This is a genomic window from Mesorhizobium sp. WSM4308, from assembly GCF_002294905.1.
In the GTDB taxonomy this organism is placed as follows: domain Bacteria; phylum Pseudomonadota; class Alphaproteobacteria; order Rhizobiales; family Rhizobiaceae; genus Mesorhizobium.
Window position 1 is genome coordinate 295,272 of the sequence record NZ_NSFW01000004.1, and the last position, 17,048, is coordinate 312,319.

General features: G+C 62.9%; 22 protein-coding genes. 14 read left to right on the forward strand and 8 right to left on the reverse strand.

Annotated features, from left to right (window positions below):
• Window positions 1–27: 27 nt before the first annotated feature.
• Complete coding sequence (locus CK227_RS09480; RefSeq protein ID WP_095772499.1) at window positions 28–843, reverse strand: class I SAM-dependent methyltransferase; 816 nt, start codon at window positions 841–843, stop codon at window positions 28–30.
• Window positions 844–958: 115 nt separating this feature from the next.
• Between CK227_RS09480 and CK227_RS09485 the strand changes: the two genes are divergently transcribed.
• From CK227_RS09485 to CK227_RS09525, 9 genes are all read left to right on the forward strand, one after another.
• On the forward strand, window positions 959–1,837 hold the full coding sequence (locus CK227_RS09485; RefSeq protein ID WP_095772498.1) for a bifunctional helix-turn-helix domain-containing protein/methylated-DNA--[protein]-cysteine S-methyltransferase: 879 nt from the start codon (window positions 959–961) through the stop codon (window positions 1,835–1,837).
• A gap of 219 nt (window positions 1,838–2,056) precedes the next feature.
• Window positions 2,057–2,527, forward strand: a complete 471-nt coding sequence (locus CK227_RS09490; RefSeq protein ID WP_095772497.1) for a hypothetical protein — start codon at window positions 2,057–2,059, stop codon at window positions 2,525–2,527.
• 21 nt (window positions 2,528–2,548) lie between these two features.
• Window positions 2,549–2,941: a hypothetical protein gene (locus CK227_RS09495; protein WP_095772496.1), complete on the forward strand. Its 393-nt coding sequence runs from the start codon at window positions 2,549–2,551 to the stop codon at window positions 2,939–2,941.
• The gene (locus CK227_RS09500; RefSeq protein ID WP_095772495.1) at window positions 2,908–3,429 is read left to right on the forward strand and encodes a hypothetical protein; all 522 of its coding nucleotides are present in this window, start codon (window positions 2,908–2,910) and stop codon (window positions 3,427–3,429) included. The genes CK227_RS09495 and CK227_RS09500 overlap by 34 nt, the downstream gene beginning before the upstream one ends.
• The gene (locus tag CK227_RS09505; protein ID WP_095772494.1) at window positions 3,404–3,886 is read left to right on the forward strand and encodes a hypothetical protein; all 483 of its coding nucleotides are present in this window, start codon (window positions 3,404–3,406) and stop codon (window positions 3,884–3,886) included. The genes CK227_RS09500 and CK227_RS09505 overlap by 26 nt, the downstream gene beginning before the upstream one ends.
• Before the next feature lie 206 nt (window positions 3,887–4,092).
• The gene (locus tag CK227_RS09510; protein WP_095772721.1) at window positions 4,093–4,998 is read left to right on the forward strand and encodes a ribokinase; all 906 of its coding nucleotides are present in this window, start codon (window positions 4,093–4,095) and stop codon (window positions 4,996–4,998) included.
• Between the two features lie 2 nt (window positions 4,999–5,000).
• A complete protein-coding gene (locus tag CK227_RS09515) occupies window positions 5,001–6,446 on the forward strand; it encodes an amidase (RefSeq protein ID WP_095772493.1) in 1,446 nt (481 codons plus the stop codon).
• Window positions 6,447–6,551: 105 nt separating this feature from the next.
• Window positions 6,552–7,166: a LysE family translocator gene (locus tag CK227_RS09520; protein WP_095772492.1), complete on the forward strand. Its 615-nt coding sequence runs from the start codon at window positions 6,552–6,554 to the stop codon at window positions 7,164–7,166.
• Window positions 7,167–7,318: 152 nt separating this feature from the next.
• Complete coding sequence (locus CK227_RS09525; RefSeq protein ID WP_245318102.1) at window positions 7,319–7,594, forward strand: hypothetical protein; 276 nt, start codon at window positions 7,319–7,321, stop codon at window positions 7,592–7,594.
• 58 nt (window positions 7,595–7,652) lie between these two features.
• On the opposite strand, the gene CK227_RS09530 is transcribed toward CK227_RS09525, so the two are convergent.
• Window positions 7,653–8,594 (reverse strand): nucleoside hydrolase, encoded by a 942-nt coding sequence (locus CK227_RS09530; protein ID WP_095772490.1) that lies wholly within the window; start codon window positions 8,592–8,594, stop codon window positions 7,653–7,655.
• Between the two features lie 256 nt (window positions 8,595–8,850).
• On the opposite strand from CK227_RS09530, the gene CK227_RS09535 reads away from it, so the two are divergent.
• Window positions 8,851–9,276: an Hsp20 family protein gene (locus CK227_RS09535; RefSeq protein WP_013893014.1), complete on the forward strand. Its 426-nt coding sequence runs from the start codon at window positions 8,851–8,853 to the stop codon at window positions 9,274–9,276.
• Between the two features lie 64 nt (window positions 9,277–9,340).
• Window positions 9,341–9,598 carry a DUF1150 family protein gene (locus CK227_RS09540; protein ID WP_032920755.1) on the forward strand — a complete coding sequence of 86 codons (258 nt, stop codon included), beginning with the start codon at window positions 9,341–9,343 and terminating at the stop codon, window positions 9,596–9,598.
• A 71-nt stretch (window positions 9,599–9,669) separates the two neighbouring features.
• Here the strand turns inward: CK227_RS09540 and ptsN are convergent, their stop codons facing one another.
• From ptsN to lptC, 6 genes are all read right to left on the reverse strand, one after another.
• Window positions 9,670–10,134, reverse strand: coding sequence for a PTS IIA-like nitrogen regulatory protein PtsN (gene ptsN, locus CK227_RS09545; RefSeq protein WP_019861194.1), 465 nt, complete (start codon window positions 10,132–10,134; stop codon window positions 9,670–9,672).
• Window positions 10,135–10,192: 58 nt separating this feature from the next.
• Entirely contained in the window at window positions 10,193–10,771 is a 579-nt protein-coding gene (gene raiA, locus CK227_RS09550) for a ribosome-associated translation inhibitor RaiA (protein WP_095772489.1), read from the reverse strand.
• Window positions 10,772–11,037: 266 nt separating this feature from the next.
• Complete coding sequence (gene rpoN / locus CK227_RS09555; RefSeq protein ID WP_095772488.1) at window positions 11,038–12,564, reverse strand: RNA polymerase factor sigma-54; 1,527 nt, start codon at window positions 12,562–12,564, stop codon at window positions 11,038–11,040.
• Between the two features lie 253 nt (window positions 12,565–12,817).
• A complete protein-coding gene (lptB, locus tag CK227_RS09560; RefSeq protein WP_010911489.1) occupies window positions 12,818–13,636 on the reverse strand; it encodes an LPS export ABC transporter ATP-binding protein in 819 nt (272 codons plus the stop codon).
• Window positions 13,636–14,235 (reverse strand): LptA/OstA family protein, encoded by a 600-nt coding sequence (locus CK227_RS09565; RefSeq protein WP_095772487.1) that lies wholly within the window; start codon window positions 14,233–14,235, stop codon window positions 13,636–13,638. Before CK227_RS09565 ends, lptB begins: the two co-directional genes overlap by 1 nt.
• Entirely contained in the window at window positions 14,222–14,935 is a 714-nt protein-coding gene (gene lptC, locus CK227_RS09570) for an LPS export ABC transporter periplasmic protein LptC (RefSeq protein ID WP_095772486.1), read from the reverse strand. Before lptC ends, CK227_RS09565 begins: the two co-directional genes overlap by 14 nt.
• 357 nt (window positions 14,936–15,292) lie before the next feature.
• Between lptC and sppA the strand changes: the two genes are divergently transcribed.
• The 3 genes from sppA (at window position 15,293) to CK227_RS09585 (ending at window position 17,013) form a co-directional block, all read left to right on the forward strand.
• The gene (gene sppA, locus CK227_RS09575) at window positions 15,293–16,249 is read left to right on the forward strand and encodes a signal peptide peptidase SppA (RefSeq protein ID WP_095772485.1); all 957 of its coding nucleotides are present in this window, start codon (window positions 15,293–15,295) and stop codon (window positions 16,247–16,249) included.
• Between the two features lie 80 nt (window positions 16,250–16,329).
• Window positions 16,330–16,614 (forward strand): integration host factor subunit beta, encoded by a 285-nt coding sequence (locus tag CK227_RS09580; RefSeq protein ID WP_006200394.1) that lies wholly within the window; start codon window positions 16,330–16,332, stop codon window positions 16,612–16,614.
• A gap of 30 nt (window positions 16,615–16,644) precedes the next feature.
• Entirely contained in the window at window positions 16,645–17,013 is a 369-nt protein-coding gene (locus tag CK227_RS09585) for a DUF1049 domain-containing protein (RefSeq protein ID WP_095772484.1), read from the forward strand.
• The last annotated feature ends 35 nt before the right edge of the window (window positions 17,014–17,048 follow it).

The following is a 17,048-nucleotide window of genomic DNA, read 5'->3' on the forward strand; positions in this document are numbered from 1 at the left end:
ACCGTTCACACTTTTCCTGGAATTGCTCTAGAACCGATAGCGCAGAAGCCTGCCGACCTTGCGCAGCGCCGGAATGTGTTTCCACAGGCGAACGAAAAGTTTGGCGGACCAGCCCATGCGGGCGGCGTGTTCGGGCATGTAGGCGGAAATATCCTCGACGAACCGCAGTTTCGGAACCGCCAATTCCAGCTCGTGCGGATCATCGATCGCCCAGTGAACCTCTGCGCCAGTCGCCTTGATGGTGGGATTGAGACGAAGCAGCGTCAGACCGAAACGGCTGTAGGCGTCGAACATCAGCTCGCCGCCGGCAAGGTGCGAGACAAGCCGCGAAACCAGGCGCAGCCCTTCGGCTGCGGGAAGATAGGGCGTCAGCCCTTCCGCCACTACGATGGCCGGGCGGTTGCGGGGCACTTCGGCCAGCCAGCCGGGCTCGGTCACCGACGAAGCGATGAGATGATAACGGTCGCGGGACGGGTAAAGTTTTCGCCTGAGTTCGATGACCTGGGGATAGTCGACGTCGAACCAGTCCACGCCTGGCGGCGGATCGACACGGAAGATGCGCGTATCGAGCCCGCAGCCCAGATGCAGCACGATGGCGCCGGGATTCCTCGCCAGAAAATCCTCGACACGAACGTCCAGCGTCTTGGCCCGGATCGCCAGGCCGATGCCGAGATTCTCGTCGACCTTGAGCCTGGAGAAATCATAGTCGATCTTGCGCAACGCCTCATCGGCGAAATGATCCCCAAGCAGCGAATGGGGCAGCCGGCTCTCCAGCGCCTTGCCGTACAGCGTCATCAGCAAGGTTTCCTTTGCCCCGGTCAGATGCACTTTCTCGCCAGCCATGAGCGACTCCTGGCATGAAACCCCGAGTCTATGTGGGTATGCGCGGCAAGAAGGCAAGTTTCGGGTGGCGATCGCCGCCCCGAGGGGCGATATTCCTGGCCAAGGAGACAGTTCGATGAGCACACAGACAGCCGTCCTCAAAAAGGACATCACGCCGCAAGGCAGCGACTACGAGATCGTGCGCCGCGCCATCGAGAAGATCAGCCTCGACTATCGCGACCAGCCTTCGCTCGAGGAGCTTGCCGAGGAAGTCGGCGAGACGCCAACCGGCCTGCAAAAACTCTTCACCCGCTGGGCCGGCCTGTCGCCCAAAGCCTTCCTGCAGGCGGTGACGCTCGACCACGCCCGCCGGCTGCTCGATTCCGGCATGCCGCTGCTCGAAACCTCGTTCGAACTGGGCATGTCCGGCCCTGGCCGGCTGCATGACCTGTTCGTCACCCATGAGGCAATGTCGCCGGGCGACTACAAGACACGCGGCGCCGGCCTCACGATGCGCTACGGCTACCATCCCTCGCCTTTCGGCACCGCCCTGATCATGGCCACTGACCGCGGGCTTGCCGGCCTCGCTTTCTGCGACCCCGGCGAGGAGCGCGCCACCTTCGCCGACATGTCCAGCCGCTGGCCGAACGCCATCTATGTCGAGGACCTGGCCGCGACCGGTCCTTACGCCGCGCGCATCTTCGATCCGACGCTGTGGCGCCCCGACCAGCCGCTGCACGTCGTCATGATCGGCACCGACTTCCAGGTTCGCGTCTGGGAGGCGCTGCTGCAGATCCCGATGGGCAAGGCCCGCACCTATTCCTCGATCGCCGCCAGCATCGGCGCGCCAAGCGCCAGCCGCGCGGTCGGCGCCGCCAATGGCGCCAACCCGCTCTCCTTCGTGGTGCCTTGCCATCGCGCCATCGGCAAGTCCGGCGACCTCACCGGCTACCACTGGGGCCTGACCCGCAAGCGCGCCATCCTTGGCTGGGAGGCGGGCCAAGTGTCGTCGTAAATATCGTTTTTCCAGTTTCCGGCGAAGAAATTTACAGATCTTGGATAGCAGAAAGTATTAATTGGATTCTATCGGAAATTCACGTTACAACCGGTGACAACCTTCGGTTCTTTATAAGATGTTATTTCCGCGAATTATTTAATTTTACACTAAATTAACCACGATAAAGCGATCATGATTCCTGTTAATTCGGGCGATCCGACTTAATAGGAGGTCTCGATGAAGTTGTTTCGCACCGCCTTCGGTGCAACCCTGCTGGTCGCGTGTCTGGGCCAGCCTGCATCGGCTGCGACGCAAAATGTCATTTTCAATGGCACGATCACCCCGACCTGCACGCTTGTCATTGCCACCAATGGCACGATGACGGTCAGTCCCGACCTCCAGACCCTCAGTTCCCACAACAGCGGCGGCTCTGCCGGAACCGTCACGCTGACGACGACAGGCGGCGTGTCGCTGAGCGTCGATCCGGTTACCGCCACGACAGTGCCGTCGGCCGACACGACGTCGACCACCTGGACGCCAACCTACTCTTCCGCCGGTGCGCACTCCATCGTCGAGACCGGTTCCGCTACCGCCATCAGCACACCCGGCGCCGACCTCGTTTCGGTCCATCTCGCCGGCACCAAGGGCGGCAGCAACCGCTTCGCCAACGGCAACTATCAGGCAACGGTAACGCTTCGCTGCGAGTAGCGCCCGGGGAAGGAGGCATCCTTGACACCTTTTCGAACCCTGGCGACGGCGCTGGCCGTCGGCCTGATCCCTGCTGCCGCGGCGGCGCAGTCGATGTCGCCGATGCGCGGCGAGGTCAACAGTTTCACCGACGTCTTCGCGGTCCGCGTCTTCCCGGCCAATCCATACGACCAGAAGATCAAGATCGAAATCCACGTCTACGATCAGGATTTTCAGCCGGTGGACGCCAGGATATCACCGGCTGCCTTCCAGCTCGGCGCCCAGGCCTCCCGTCCCGTCCTTGTGGTCGTGCCCTTCGGCGGCGCCGCCGAGCGTAAAGTGCGTATCTGTACGGAAAGCATCCCCTTCCCCAACCAGCAGACGCAGATAAGGGCGCAGATATGCGGAAAGTTCTTTGGGCACCGCAAGTCCTGACGCTGGCACTCGCGGTTGCTGTCACAAGCACCGTTCCAACTCAGGCCCAGGACCAGATCTACAATCTCAACCAGAACGAGAACGGCTTCAATTTGCCCGGTGTCACCTTGCCCCAGGGCCAGGACGAGGTCCATGCCGCGGACGGCACCACTTGCCGTTCCGCCGTTTCCGGTTCTGGTGCCTATGTCGATCTCGGCGTTATCAGAGGCAACAACCAGACGGACAATGGCGTCGCCACCTACGGCCGGGTGGTGATCCCGATCGGGCGTACGCCGAAACGCCTCGACTGCAGCCGGCTGTATGAACTGGAGGTCCAGCGCCTGCAGATGGAGCTGAAACTGCTCAAAATGGGCCTCGGCGGCGACGGCCCGACCGGAAGCGTGGCCACGAGCGCTCCCGCGACCGCGGCCGCATCACCTGGATGGGCCAACGAAGGCTGGACCATCAGGACCGGAAACAGCGATGGCAAGAAGAAGAAGAAAAAATAGGCCCGCGCTGCTTACGATAGCAGCCCTTGCCGGCTTCAGCCAGCCCGCACCGGCGGCGATCATCGGCACCTGCACCATCATGGTCGGGGCATCGGGGACGATGACCGCAAATCCTGCCATAAGCATACTGGGTTCCAAACAGGCAGGCGGATCGAGCGCCAGCGCCACCGTGGTGGCGAGCTCGCTTCTGTGCACCCTGCTCAACCTGCTGGACTGCTATTCGGTTTCGGCGCCGGCGCCTGCCGCATTCTCGTCCGCGCCGAGCGGCGGCGGCACCAACGTCACCTTCGCCTCGGTCTTCCGGCTCGATGGCTCGGGGGTCGACATCAACGGAAGCGTGCCGCAAAGGGTCACCAACGGCACCCACGCCCTGCAGGTCGATCTCACCGCCACCAAGTCGAGCGGCGTCTTTCCCGCGGGCACCTATCAGGGCATCGTCACCGTGCGCTGCGAGTGAGGCGACAAATCGCCTTTTGATATCCACATGGTCTGGCAACTCATCGCATGACGCGCTAGCTTCCGGCACAACCGGGGTGACGGCGCATCGATACGGAGGCACCGGCGCAGCTCGTCATCTCGATCCACGATGTGGATCTCGATCCACATCGTGCTTTCCGAAAGTCGATCCTGATTTCCGGCCAGCGCTGGCAGGGAGGCACTTTCTTGATAGTCGTCATCGGCTCGATCAATCTCGACCTTATCGCCAAAGTCGACCGCTTGCCGAGCCCCGGCGAAACGGTGAGCGGTTCCAGTTTCGCCACGGCGCCGGGCGGCAAGGGCGCCAACCAGGCGCTGGCTGCCGCGCGCGCCGGTGTCCAGGTGCGCATGGTCGGCGCCGTCGGCAAGGACAGTTTCGCCGGCGAGGCACTGGCGTTGCTGCGCGAGGCCAGGGTCGACCTGTCGGGCGTGGGCGAAACCTTTGCCTCCACCGGAACGGCGCTGATCATGGTCGGCGCCGATGGCGAGAACATCATCGCCGTGGTCCCCGGCGCCAATGCGTCCGTGGTGCCCGGCGACCTTTCCAAGGCCTTCCTCCAAAAGGGCGATGTCGTGCTGCTCCAGCACGAGATCCCGCTGGCGACCGTCGATACGGCACTCGACCAGGCACGGGCGGCCGGTGCCATCACCGTGCTCAACACCGCTCCTTTCCAGGGCGACGCGGCGGCTTTCCTCGGAAAGACCGATTATGCCGTCGCCAACGAGACCGAGTTCGACCTCTATGGCGAGGCGCTGGCGCTGAACGGCCGCGACCGCGCGGCACGCATGCGCGACTTCGCCGCGAAAACCGGCCGCACCATCGTCGTCACCCTCGGCGGCGACGGCGTCATGGCAGCGACACCGAGCGAGTTCCTCACCCTTGCGGCCATGAAGATCACGCCTGTCGACACGGTCGGCGCCGGCGACACCTTTTGCGGCTACTTCGCTGCCGGCCTGTCTGCCGGCCTAGCGCTCGACAAGGCACTGGCACGCGCCGCTGCGGCGGGCTCGCTCGCATGTCTCAAGCCCGGCGCCCAGCCGGCGATCCCGCTGGCCAAGGATGTCGATCAAGCCTTGCAGGAAACCCATTGAAAGTGATGCGCCCCGGGACGAAACATGCCGTGCCGCCGGCCGGTGATATCTGCCGCCTGTCCGCCATCGACCTTGCCGGCGCGATCCGCCGCAAGAAACTGTCCGTGCGCGAGGTGGTGACGGCCTTCCTCGACCGCATCGAAGCGGTCAACCCGCTGGTCAACGCCATCGTCTCGTTGCGCGACCGCGACGATATCCTGCGCGAGGCCGATGCAGCCGACGCCAGGCAAGCGAGCGAAACCGGGACGCTCTTCGGCCTGCCGATCGCCATCAAGGACCTCGCCTCGACGACCGGGCTCAGGACCTCCTTCGGCTCGCCTATCTTTGCCGATTTCGTGCCGCAGGAAGACGATTTCTTCGTCGAGCGCATCCGCAACGCCGGCGCCATCATCATCGGCAAGACCAATGTTCCCGAATTCGGGTTGGGATCCAACACCTACAACAACGTCTTCGGGCCGACGCTGAACGCTTTCGATCCGGCGCTCACCGCCGGCGGCTCGAGCGGCGGCGCGGCGGTGGCGCTGGCGCTCGACATGGTGCCCGTCGCCGATGGCAGCGACTTCGGCGGCTCGCTGCGCAATCCGGCAGGCTGGAACAATGTCTACGGCTTCCGGCCATCGCAAGGGCTTGTGCCCGCCGGACCCGATCTTGAGGTCTTCCATGCGCAGATGGGCGTCGAGGGCCCGATGGGCCGCAACGTCGCCGACATGGCGCTGCTGCTCGACGTGCAGGCGGGCTACCATCCGCAGGCGCCCCTGTCCTATGAGAAACCGGGTTCGTTCCTCGAAGGGCTTGCACCGCCATCGACTGGCGGCCGCGTCGCCTGGCTCGGCGACCTCGGCGGCCATCTGCCAGTCGAACCTGGCATCCTCGATCTGTGCGAGGCGGCTCTCGGCCGCTTCGCGGATGCATCCTTCCCGGCGGAACCCTTGCTCCCGGATTTCGACTTCGAAGCGCTGTGGCAGGCCTTCGTGACGCTGCGCCAGGCCAGCAGCGGCTGCGCCCTCAAGGTCCATTACGACGATCCTTCCAAGCGCGGTCTGCTGAAGCCGGAAGCCATATGGGAAATCGAGAACGCCATGCGGCTGACGGCGCCGCAGATCCGCGCGGCCTCGGTGGTGCGCACCTCCTGGCATCGGATGCTGCTGTCGATCTTCGACCGCTTCGATCTCATCGCCCTGCCCACCGCGCAGGTCTTCCCCTTCGAAGTCGGCATGCATTGGCCCAGCGAGGTCGCGGGACGGCCGATGGACAGCTATCACCGCTGGATGCAGGTTTCAGCCTTCGCCACGCTGGGCGGCTGCCCGGCGGTCAACGTGCCGGTCGGCTTCGACGACAAGGGCCGGCCAATGGGCATGCAGCTGATCGGCCGGCCGCGCGGCGACCTCGCCGTACTGAGGGCCGCCGCCGCCTATGAGGCGACGCTGCCCTGGCAGGCCGGCGCCTGACGCACGTGCAACGGCCCGGCGTTTCGCGTCAGGCTTGCGCGGAGGTTACCCGCATGCATTAATTGTCGCCTGCCACGCCGCATTGGCAGCATTTTGAGGAAGATCATGTCGCTGGAACTTTACGCCGCCTATGTTCTCGCCTGCATCGTTATCATCCTGGTGCCGGGACCGACGGTCACGCTGATCATCGCCAACAGCATCCGGCACGGAACCCGCGCCGGTCTGGCCAATGTCGCCGGCACGCAGGCCGGGCTTGCCATCATGATCGCCATTGTCGGCATCGGCCTCAACACGCTGATCGCGGGCATGGGCCACTGGTTCGAATGGGTCAGGCTGATCGGCGCCGCCTACCTGATCTGGATGGGCGTGCAGATGTTCCGCTCCAAGGGCACGCTGAATGCCGACGGAACCGCCAGAAAGCCGCGCGGCGGTTTCTTCCTGCAGGGCCTGGTGGTGGCGCTCAGCAACCCCAAGACGCTGGTGTTCTTCGGCGCCTTCTTTCCGCAGTTCATCGCGCCGCAAGGCAATTACTCGCTGCAGATCGTCGTCATGGGTCTCACCGCCATGATCTTTGCCGCCGTGTCGGATTCGACCTACGCACTCGCCGCCGGCCGCGCCGGGCGCCTGCTGTCGGCCCACCGCATCAAGCTCATGTCCAGGATCAGCGGCAGTTTTCTGGTCGGCGGTGGCCTTTGGCTGGCGTTTTCGAGGTCGAAGTAACGGCGGCCGCGAGCCGGGCGACGCGAAGAGTTGCAGCGCCCTCGCATAGCAACCGATTGAAAGTCTGCTCTCCCACCACCACATGAATCTCTATCGGGGGATTCATGCCTGTCTTTTGGACTTGGGATGGTTTGAAGAGGAATGCGCCTGGCGTGATCCTCTTCATCGGTGCGTTTGCGATTATGCTCATGTTGGCGGCGAACAAATGGGCCAACGACGCAAGCCCGATTCGGTCTGTCGGTGCCATCGATGCAACGATCAAAAGTGCCCAATGGAGAGACGGTAAGTACATCCTCTATGTGCTTGTTCTCGACGATGGCTCGTCTGTGCTCATCGACGACGACCGCCCGCATCTGATTGGGTCAGATGCGGGCATCGAACGCGTCACGCGCGACAATGGCGTCGTCTTCTACCGGTTTCCCGAGTGAGACATGCCCAGAAGCTCTATGCCTCTGGGCAAACCGTCTGCATCGATCGGCGGAAGTGTTACAGCCGGCCCAGCCGCTCCACCAGCAGCGCGAAGAAGCCGTCATGGTCGATGTCGCGCATCACCATGGCATTCTTTTCCCGCTTGGTGACGCCCCACCAGTCGATCACGGTCATGCCCATGGTCAGTTCCGAGGCGGTCTCCACGCTGACATTGCAGTTGCGGCCCTTGAACAGGTCCGGCTTCAACAGGTAGGCGATGACGCAGGGGTCGTGCAGCGGGCCGCCATCGGTGCCGTATTTGCCCTCGTCGTAACGCTCGAAGAATTCCAGCATCTCGGCGGTCGCGATGCCGACCTTGGTGCCGAGCGCGCGGAAAGCCTGCGTGCGCTTGGTGGTGGTCAGCGCCTTGTGGGTGACGTCGAGCGGCATCATCACGATCGGGATGCCGGCCTTGAACACCAGATCGGCGGCCTGCGGATCGACATAGATGTTGAATTCGGCCGCGGGCGTGACGTTGCCGCCCTCGAAGAAGCCGCCCCCCATCAGCACGATTTCCTTGATGCGCGGCGCGATCCGCGGTTCGCGGATCAGCGCCAGCGCGATGTTGGTCAACGGCCCGAGCGGGCAGAGCGTGATGGTGCCGCTCTCTTCCTTCATCAGCGTCTCGACGATGAAGTCGACGGCATACTGCTCCTGCAGCTTCATCGTCGGTTCGGGCAGCTGCGGCCCGTTGAGGCCGGTCTTGCCATGCACTTCCTCGGCGGTGACCAATGTGCGCGCCAGGGGACGGATAGCGCCGGCATAGACCTTGACCTCCGGGCGGCCGGCCAGTTCGCAAATCTTGCGGGCATTCTTCTCGGTAAGCTTCAGCGGCACGTTGCCGGCAACGGCGGTGATGCCGACGATCTCCAGTTCGCTGCTGCCGAGCGCCAAGAGAATAGCGACGGCATCATCCTGGCCGGGATCGGTGTCGATGATGATCTTGCGTGGTTGGGGCATTTCAATTCCTTGTTTGGGAGGCCGTGAGCTCACCGGATCGATCGCACGCCTGAAGAACGACCCCGGCGCTTCTCCTTGCATCCGCGCGTCGTTTCAAGCGCCATGTCGATTATTCCTGTGAGTCCAAGGCTTGGTCTTTTTGGGCGGGTCTTGTGGTGGCTTGAACTTGGTCGCGGGGCGGACCATATCAAGGCCATCGGGAAAAATGCCATCCGGGTTTTTCCAGTTTATGTCGCTCTTGAGAGGACAGTGTAACATGAGCCGAATGACGCCTTTCTCCAGCCCGCTTCTCCTTGGTTTCGATGCCATGGAAAAGACCTTGGAGCGTCTGGCGAAGTCCGGTGATAGCTACCCTCCCTACAACATCGAGCGCCTCAGCGGTGCCGACGGCAAGGCCGAAAGGCTGCGCATCACACTCGCCGTCGCCGGTTTCGCCGAAAGCGATCTCGATGTGACAACGGAGGAAAACCAGCTGGTCGTGCGCGGCCGTCAGACCGACGACACCGAGCGCGAATTCCTTCATCGCGGCATCGCCGCGCGCCAATTCCAGCGCTGTTTCGTGCTGGCCGACGGCATGCGTGTGATCGCGGCGGAGCTGAAGAACGGCCTTTTGTCGATCGACCTCGATCGGCCGGAATCCGAACGGCTGGTACGGAAAATAAATATATCGGTGAAAGACTGATCTTCACCGACGGCTCTCATGCGGGATGGCCTTGAGCGGCGTCCTCGCGCCAAGGAGGCTTGAAATGACCAGGACTGACGAGAATATCACCATGACCAGCGGTGAATTCGCCCATCTCGGCGAAGGCTCGGTCGCTTATCTGCGCAAGGTCTCGAGCGACGAGTTGCTCGGCCGCTTCCCCAACATCGGTGAAATCGCGCCCGGCCTGGAATTGTGGGCGCTGTTTGCCGCCAATGGCCAGCCGATCCTGCTTTCCGACGCGCGTGACCGCGCGCTGGCCGGCGCCATGGAAAACGACCTGACCACCGTCGCCATTCACTAAAAGCGACCGGTTGGCTGACACGAAGAGGGCCGCCCGCGGCGGCCCCTGGCAAGTCTTTTCAAAATCCGGCTTCAGGCGGCGTGCGAGGCCTGCGTGTCCGACAGCAGCGCGTGGATCGCCGCGGCATCGCGCGTCCCCCTGATCTTGGCCACGGTGTCGGCGTCGCGCAGCACGCGCGCGATGCGCGACAAGGCCTTCAGATGATCGGCGCCCGCCCCTTCCGGCGCCAACAGCAGAAACACCAGATCGACAGGCTGGTCGTCCAGCGACTCGAAATCGACCGGCGTTTCCAGCCGGGCGAAAACACCGGCGATGCGCTTCACGCCGGCGAGCTTGCCATGCGGAATGGCGATGCCATTGCCGACGCCCGTCGAGCCCAGCCGCTCACGCTGCAGGATGGTGTCGAACACTTCCCTCTCCGGAATGCCCGAAATTGCCGCCGCCCGTTCAGAAAGCAATTGCAGAAGCTGCTTCTTGGAGTTCGCCTTCAACGCCGGCAAGATCGCCGGAACGCTGATAAGATCGCTCAGATCCATGCTTGAAAATCCTTGTTCGCCTGCCGTGGCCAGTCCCCACCCCTCGTGCGGCTGGCTTTTATCCCTGTGCGACCTTGGTCGTGGACGGGTCGATCCAGCCAATGTTTCCGTCGGGCCGGCGATAGACGATATTGAGATGATCGGTTCCGGCGTTGCGGAAAACGAACACCGGACTGTCCTTGGTATCGAGTTCGATGACCGCCGAGGCCACCGACATGGTCTTCAGCGTCATGGTCGATTCGGCGACGATGGCCGGCGCGAAATCCTCCGGCATCTCCTCGTCGTCATCGGCAAGCGGCGCCATCACCGTATAGGCGATGTCGGTCAAATCGCCATTGCCTGAATTGTGCGATTTGAGACGGCGCTTGTAGCGCCGAAGCCGGGTCTCCAGCCGATCGGCCGCGGCCTCGAAAGCCAGGGTCGGATCCTGGGCATCGCCGGTGGCCTGCAGCGAGGCGCCGGAATCCAGCCGGATCATGCAATCCGCCGAATAGCGCGAGCCCGATTTGATGACGGTGACGTGTCCCGCAAAGCCGCGATCGAAATATTTGCCGATCGCTTCGCCGACACGATCGTTGATGCGTGTGCGGAACGCATCGCCGATATCCATGTGTTTTCCCGATATGCGCAGATTCATCTGAAAACTGACCTTCCTTGCTCAGGCTTCAAACTGGCCCGAGTTTATACTCGTGATCCGTGCGCACAAGCTTTGCGGCGTCACTCGCGCCGATTTAAATCCGAACTTTCCGGTTGATCACAAGCCGCCTTTTTGACCATCCCGAGGCCATTGTCGTGACGGACCATCCGCTAGCGGGCATCAGGCCCGTCTCATGCGGGCGGGCTTCTAGCCACTTCCCCGCGGCTTGTCAATGAAGCTCGGCAGTTGTGGAAAATCGCAGGCGCCTAGCGCCCGGCGCTGGCGAGCGCCCGCTTCTCGCGCCGGCGCTGCACCGACGACGGAATATTCATGCCTTCCCGATACTTGGCGACCGTGCGCCGGGCGATATCGACGCCGCTCTCCTTGAGCATGTCGACGATCGCGTCATCCGAAAGTACATCGATAGGTTTTTCTTCGTCGATCAGCTGCTTGATGCGATCACGCACCGCTTCCGAGGAATGCGCGTCGCCGCCGCCCGACGCGGCGATCGAGGCGGTGAAGAAATAGCGCAGTTCGAACACGCCGCGCGGGGTCAGCATGTATTTGTTTGCGGTAACGCGGCTGACGGTCGATTCGTGCATGCCGATCGCGTCGGCCACCGTGCGCAAATTGAGCGGCTTCAGCTGGCGCACGCCGTGGACCAGGAATGCATCCTGCTGGCGCACGATTTCCGAGGCCACTTTGAGGATCGTCTTTGCCCGCTGGTCGAGGCTGCGCGTCAGCCAGTTGGCGTTCTGCAGGCATTCGGCCAGGAAATCCTTTTCCGCCTGGTTCTTCGCATGCGGCGACACCTGGGCGAAATAAATATGGTCGACCAGCACGCGCGGCAGCGTCTCGGCGTTGAGTTCGACGGTCCAGCTGCCGTCATTGGCCGCGCGCACCTCGACATCGGCGACGATGGCGTCACTGGCGCCGCCCGAAAACGCCATGCCCGGGCGCGGATCGAGTGCCCGGATTTCGGCCAGCATGTCGAGCAGATCCTCCTCGTCGACGCCGCAAATCCGCTTCAGCGTCTGGAAATCACGCCGCGCCAGGAGCTCGAGATTGGCGACCAGGGCCTTCATCGCCGGGTCGAGACGGTCGCGCGCCGCAAGCTGCAGCGAAAGACATTCGGCAAGGTCGCGGGCGAACAGGCCGGTCGGCTCGAAGGTCTGGCACACCGCCAGCACCTTGGCCACGCTCGCTGCGTCGGTGCCCAGACGCGCGGCGATCTCCTCGATATCAGCCCTGACATAGCCGGTTTCGTCGAGGCCATCGGCGAGTTCGCCTGCGATCAGCCGCGCCGCGGGATCGACGAAGGCGAGGGCGATCTGCTCGCCGACATGGTCGCGCAAGGTGATGGCGCTCGCCGCCATGTCGCCGGCGTCGAGCCCCTCGGACGAGGAGCCGCCGCCATTGCCGGATGCCGATTTCCATTGCGCCGTCAGGTCGGGTCCGAGCCGCTCGCTGATGCCGGGATCGTCGGGAAACAGGTTCTCCAGCGACGTATCGAGTTTTTCCGATATCGCCTCGGCGCTCCACCCCGCCTCGTTCTCGAACCAGTCGCCCTCGGCGGCCGCTTGCGGCTCTGCCTCGATCTTCTGCACCTGGTCGCTCGCGGCGTCGTCCTGCGGCTCGGCGCGCTCCAGAAGCGGGTTGCGCTCGATCTCCTCGTCGATGAAGTGCTCAAGCTCGACATGGGTGAACTGCAGCAGCCGAATCGACTGCATCAGCTGCGGCGTCATCACCAGCGACTGGGACTGTCTGAGCTGTAATTTCGCCGCCAACGCCATGGTTCGGTTTCAAACGCCTCCTCTACGCGTCCGCGCCTCCCGAAACGAATTCGGCAGCCGGCCATAAAAACTGGCCCGGCTTTTGCTTGTCAAGGCAAAGCCTAGCAAAAGCCGCTTACCGGAGCGTTATCTCGGAGCAAAATCGCGAAAAATCAGCCCGCGACACGCAAAAAATCGTGCCAGGAAACAAATTTCACGCCTAAGGCAAATTTCCGGAAACGATCCTCCGGCCGGAATTGCATGAGAAAAAAGGTCAGAGCGTAAAGCCCTCGCCGAGGTAAAGCCGCCGCACATCCGGGTTCGCCACCACCTCGTCGGCGCGGCCATGGGTCAGCACCTGGCCGGCATGGATGATGTAGGCACGGTCGATCAGCCCGAGCGTCTCGCGCACATTGTGGTCGGTGATGAGGACACCGATGCCGCGCGCCGTCAAATGGCGCACAAGCTGCTGGATATCGGCGACGGCGATCGGGTCGATGCCGGCAAAGGGCTCGTCGAGCAGCATGTAGGCCGGGCGCGTCGCCAGCGCGCGTGCGATTTCCAGGCGCCGCCGCTCGCCGCCGGAGAGCGACATGGATGGCGCCTTGCGCAGATGGCTGATGTGGAATTCCTCGAGCAGTTCGTCGAGATTGCGCTCGCGCACCTTGCGATCCTTTTCGACCACTTCGAGCACGGCGCGGATATTCTGCTCGACATTGAGGCCTCGGAAGATCGACGCCTCCTGCGGCAGATAGCCGATACCGAGGCGCGCGCGACGATACATCGGCATCGAGGTGACGTCGAAACCGTCGATCTCGATCGTGCCTTCATCCACCGGCACAAGGCCGGTAACCATGTAGAAACAGGTGGTCTTGCCGGCGCCGTTTGGGCCGAGCAGCCCGACGGCCTCGCCGGCGCGCACGCCGAGCGTGACGCCGCTGACCACCTTGCGGCCCTTGTAGCTCTTGGTCAGGCCCTTGGCGATCAAGGTTCCCTTGAACTTCGTCTTGTCGACGGTGATCGTGGCCGGAGCCGAAACCTTGGCTGCGGCACGTCCCGGAAGACGCGCCGTCAGCGATGACAGGCTGGCCATCAGGGGTTCGTCGCTCCCGCCTTTGGCGCATCCGATTTCGGCGGGGTCATCGACATGATGACACGTCCCCCGCAACCATCGACATTGGCTAGGCCAGTCTTCATTTGCACGGTCAGCTTGCAGCCCTTGAGCACGTTGGGGCCCTGCGACAGCACCACTTCCTTGCCGGACAGGACCAGCACCTGCGTCTTCATGTCGAAGGTGCCATTGTCGCCGGTCGCAACCTGGTCATCCGACTTGATGTAGACCTTGCTGCTGACTTCGAGGTGATCGATATTGGCGGAGCCGGTCATCGCGGCACCCGCCGCTTCGGTACCCTTGGCGGCCGCGTTGGGATCCTTGACGTAATACACCATCATCTTGCCGGCCTTGAGCAGGGTTGGCCCCTGGACGACGGTGACGTTGCCGGTGAACACGGCGACGTTCTCGGCCTGCCGCACCTCCAGCTTGTCGCTTTCGATCTGGATTGGCTTGTCGCCGGACAATTTGAGCCCGGACACCTGGCTGCTGGCACCCGACTGCGCCACCGACGGCACAAGGCCCAGCAGGAGCAGCACCGAAGTTGCGGCCGCAAGCCGTGTCGAACTATTGTGCCACATTCGATTCTTCGCCCTTTGCCTCAGCCGCCTTCACGCTGGCGGGATCGATGTTGACGCGCACCCTCTTCTCGAACACCAGGATCTTGCCATTGTCCTGGACCGACAGGGAATCCGCTGTGATTTGCGACCCGCCACTGCTGACGTCGACGGGGTCGTCCGTCTTCATAGTGCCTTTGCCCATGTCGAGGAAGACCGATTTGAACTTGGCTTGCATGCCGTCGGTCGTGGTGATCATGACGTCGCTGGTCATTTTCATCGTATTGCCGTCGCGATCGTAGATACCGTGCGAGGCTTTGATGGCAGCGACATTGTCCGGCCCGACCGGCACCTTGGCGTCTATGCCTTCGAGCTCGATGATGCCTTGCGTGCTGACATCCTGGATCGCCCGCAGGGCTGTCATCGAATAGGGCTGCTTCTGCTTGGTGAAACCGTTGAGCTTGGGATTGGCCATCACCAGCTTGCCGTTGGAAAAGGCGGCGCCTTCCGACTGCACCGCGACCGAGACGGGGGCGGCCAGATAGGAATAGATCGGGAAGGCGACGGCGATCAGCGCCGCGGCCAGGGGCACGGCGAATTTGAGCACGCGCACGCGGCGCGAATGACGTTGGGCGCGGTCGAACGCATCGCCCCGCGTCCAGCCATCCGCCGGGGGAGCCAACGCCGTCTCGGGGCTGGTCGGTTCATTCGATCGCGCTAACATGACTGCTTTCTTCTAGACCCTGCCCGCCAAGGAACACCGCCTATAGGTGGGGGGCCGGCACTCTCAAGCAAGCACAAGCCCACGAAAACCGCAAAAATGTGACAACTGTGGTTGTACAAACGAAAACGAGGTCGGCACAACAGCCGGTACTTCATAGCAGAAATGGGCGCGCCTGCGCCTTTTTTTCATCACCGCTGTTCTTCCCCTTACCTCGCGTGCCTTGCACAGGCCAGTCACAAAAAGGAGTGTGTTTGGATCGCCGCGGGCGGATTGCCGCGCCACAGGCAAGCGGAACTGCTTTCCGATGAAGACATCATGGTCTAAAAGCGTCTCTTCCCGCCGACCGTGAGGCTGACCATGGCATTGAGAGCCGACGACCTGATCGACCGCCGCCGTTTGCGGCGCAAGCTGACATTCTGGCGTGTTGCGGCCATCGGCATCGTGGCCCTCGGAGTGATCGCGCTGTCGGCCTGGTTCTATCGCGACGATCTCGGCGGCTCGGCTGTCGACCATATCGCCAAGGTCAGGATCGAAGGCACGATCACCGAGGACGAGGACCTGATCAAGCGTCTGGAAGACATCCGCAAGTCGTCGAAGGTGAAGGGCGTGATCCTCGCGATCGATTCACCCGGCGGCACCACCGTCGGCGGTGAATCGATCTATGAGGAGGTGCGCAAGGTAGCCGCCGACAAGCCGGTTGTGGCCGAAGTCGGCACGCTCGCCGCATCGGCCGGCTATATGATCGCAAGTGCGGCCGACCACATCGTCGCCCGCAAGACCTCGATCGTCGGCTCGATCGGCGTGCTGATCCAGTATCCCGACGTCAGCGGCCTGATGGACAAGCTCGGCATCAAGCTGGAGGAGGTGAAATCCTCGCCGCTCAAGGCTTCGCCTTCTCCTTTCAAGCCGACCAATGACGACGAGCGCGCCATGGTCCGCAAGCTCATCCTCGACAGCTACGACTGGTTTGTCGGCATCGTCGCCGAACGCCGCAAGATGACCCACGAACAGGCGCTGGCGCTGGCCGACGGATCGATCTTTACTGGCCGCCAGGGTGTCGCCAACGGGCTGATCGACGCCGTCGGCGGCGAAACCGAGGCGATCGACTGGCTGGCGGCCAAGGGTGTCGACGCCAAGCTCAAGGTGGTCGAATGGAAGGATACGGAGCGGCGCGGCAGCTTCCTGTGGTCAAAAGCCATGGTAAAAACGGTGGGCAGCGCGCTTGGCCTGCCGGACTACAGCAGTGATGTCATCCACGAACTTGGCGCCGACCGCTTGTTTCTTGACGGCCTCGTTTCTGTCTGGCACCCTTGAGCGCGGTTTGGGGCAGCTGAAAAAGCCAATAAAATCATCCTCATAATTTCGACCGAACTGCTTTCACGGGGACCCGTCTGATGATCAAGTCCGAACTTGTGCAGATTATTGCCACGCGCAATCCGCATCTTTTCCTGCGCGACGTCGAAAACATCGTCGGCGCGATCTTCGACGAGATCACCGACGCACTCGCCGAAGGCAACCGGGTCGAGTTGCGCGGATTCGGTGCCTTTTCGGTGAAAAACCGTCCCGCCCGTACCGGCCGCAACCCGCGCACCGGCGAATCCGTCGAGGTCGAGGAGAAATGGGTGCCGTTCTTCAAGACCGGCAAGGAACTGCGCGAAAGGCTGAACGGCGGCAAGTAGGCGCAGCGCCAACTTCCGACGGAAAACATAATGCTCAATCGTTTCATGCTCATCGTGGTCTTCGTGCCCCTGGCGATCATCCTGATCGCGCTGGCCGTCGCCAACCGCGAACTCGTCGCCTTCACGCTGGATCCGTTCAATCCCGGCAATCCGAAGCTGACGCTCACCTTGCCGCTGTTCATTTTCCTGTTCCTGGCGCTTGCCATCGGCATGATCGTCGGCAGCCTGGCGACCTGGGTCAAGCAGGGCCGCTACCGCAAACTGGCGCGCCAGCGCGGCGTCGAGGCGGAAAACCTGCGCCAGGCGGTCAGCCGCGCGCCATCAGCGCCGCAGGGATCAGCCCAAGGACAGGCCCAAGGGTCGGCCCAAGGGTCGGCATTGCCAAAGCCGACCAGTTGATGGGCCGGCCGGCGCCTTTCGTTCCGCGGAGCTGT

Coding starts and splice junctions, on each gene's coding strand:
- CK227_RS09480 (WP_095772499.1), bottom strand. CDS start 843: ATGGCTGGCGAGAAAGTGCATCTGACCGGGGCAAAGGAAACCTTGCTG.
- CK227_RS09485 (WP_095772498.1), top strand. CDS start 959: ATGAGCACACAGACAGCCGTCCTCAAAAAGGACATCACGCCGCAAGGC.
- CK227_RS09490 (WP_095772497.1), top strand. CDS start 2,057: ATGAAGTTGTTTCGCACCGCCTTCGGTGCAACCCTGCTGGTCGCGTGT.
- CK227_RS09500 (WP_095772495.1), top strand. CDS start 2,908: ATGCGGAAAGTTCTTTGGGCACCGCAAGTCCTGACGCTGGCACTCGCG.
- CK227_RS09505 (WP_095772494.1), top strand. CDS start 3,404: ATGGCAAGAAGAAGAAGAAAAAATAGGCCCGCGCTGCTTACGATAGCA.
- CK227_RS09520 (WP_095772492.1), top strand. CDS start 6,552: ATGTCGCTGGAACTTTACGCCGCCTATGTTCTCGCCTGCATCGTTATC.
- CK227_RS09530 (WP_095772490.1), bottom strand. CDS start 8,594: ATGCCCCAACCACGCAAGATCATCATCGACACCGATCCCGGCCAGGAT.
- CK227_RS09535 (WP_013893014.1), top strand. CDS start 8,851: ATGAGCCGAATGACGCCTTTCTCCAGCCCGCTTCTCCTTGGTTTCGAT.
- CK227_RS09540 (WP_032920755.1), top strand. CDS start 9,341: ATGACCAGGACTGACGAGAATATCACCATGACCAGCGGTGAATTCGCC.
- ptsN (WP_019861194.1), bottom strand. CDS start 10,134: ATGGATCTGAGCGATCTTATCAGCGTTCCGGCGATCTTGCCGGCGTTG.
- raiA (WP_095772489.1), bottom strand. CDS start 10,771: ATGAATCTGCGCATATCGGGAAAACACATGGATATCGGCGATGCGTTC.
- rpoN (WP_095772488.1), bottom strand. CDS start 12,564: ATGGCGTTGGCGGCGAAATTACAGCTCAGACAGTCCCAGTCGCTGGTG.
- lptB (WP_010911489.1), bottom strand. CDS start 13,636: ATGGCCAGCCTGTCATCGCTGACGGCGCGTCTTCCGGGACGTGCCGCA.
- CK227_RS09565 (WP_095772487.1), bottom strand. CDS start 14,235: ATGTGGCACAATAGTTCGACACGGCTTGCGGCCGCAACTTCGGTGCTG.
- lptC (WP_095772486.1), bottom strand. CDS start 14,935: ATGTTAGCGCGATCGAATGAACCGACCAGCCCCGAGACGGCGTTGGCT.
- sppA (WP_095772485.1), top strand. CDS start 15,293: ATGGCATTGAGAGCCGACGACCTGATCGACCGCCGCCGTTTGCGGCGC.
- CK227_RS09580 (WP_006200394.1), top strand. CDS start 16,330: ATGATCAAGTCCGAACTTGTGCAGATTATTGCCACGCGCAATCCGCAT.
- CK227_RS09585 (WP_095772484.1), top strand. CDS start 16,645: ATGCTCAATCGTTTCATGCTCATCGTGGTCTTCGTGCCCCTGGCGATC.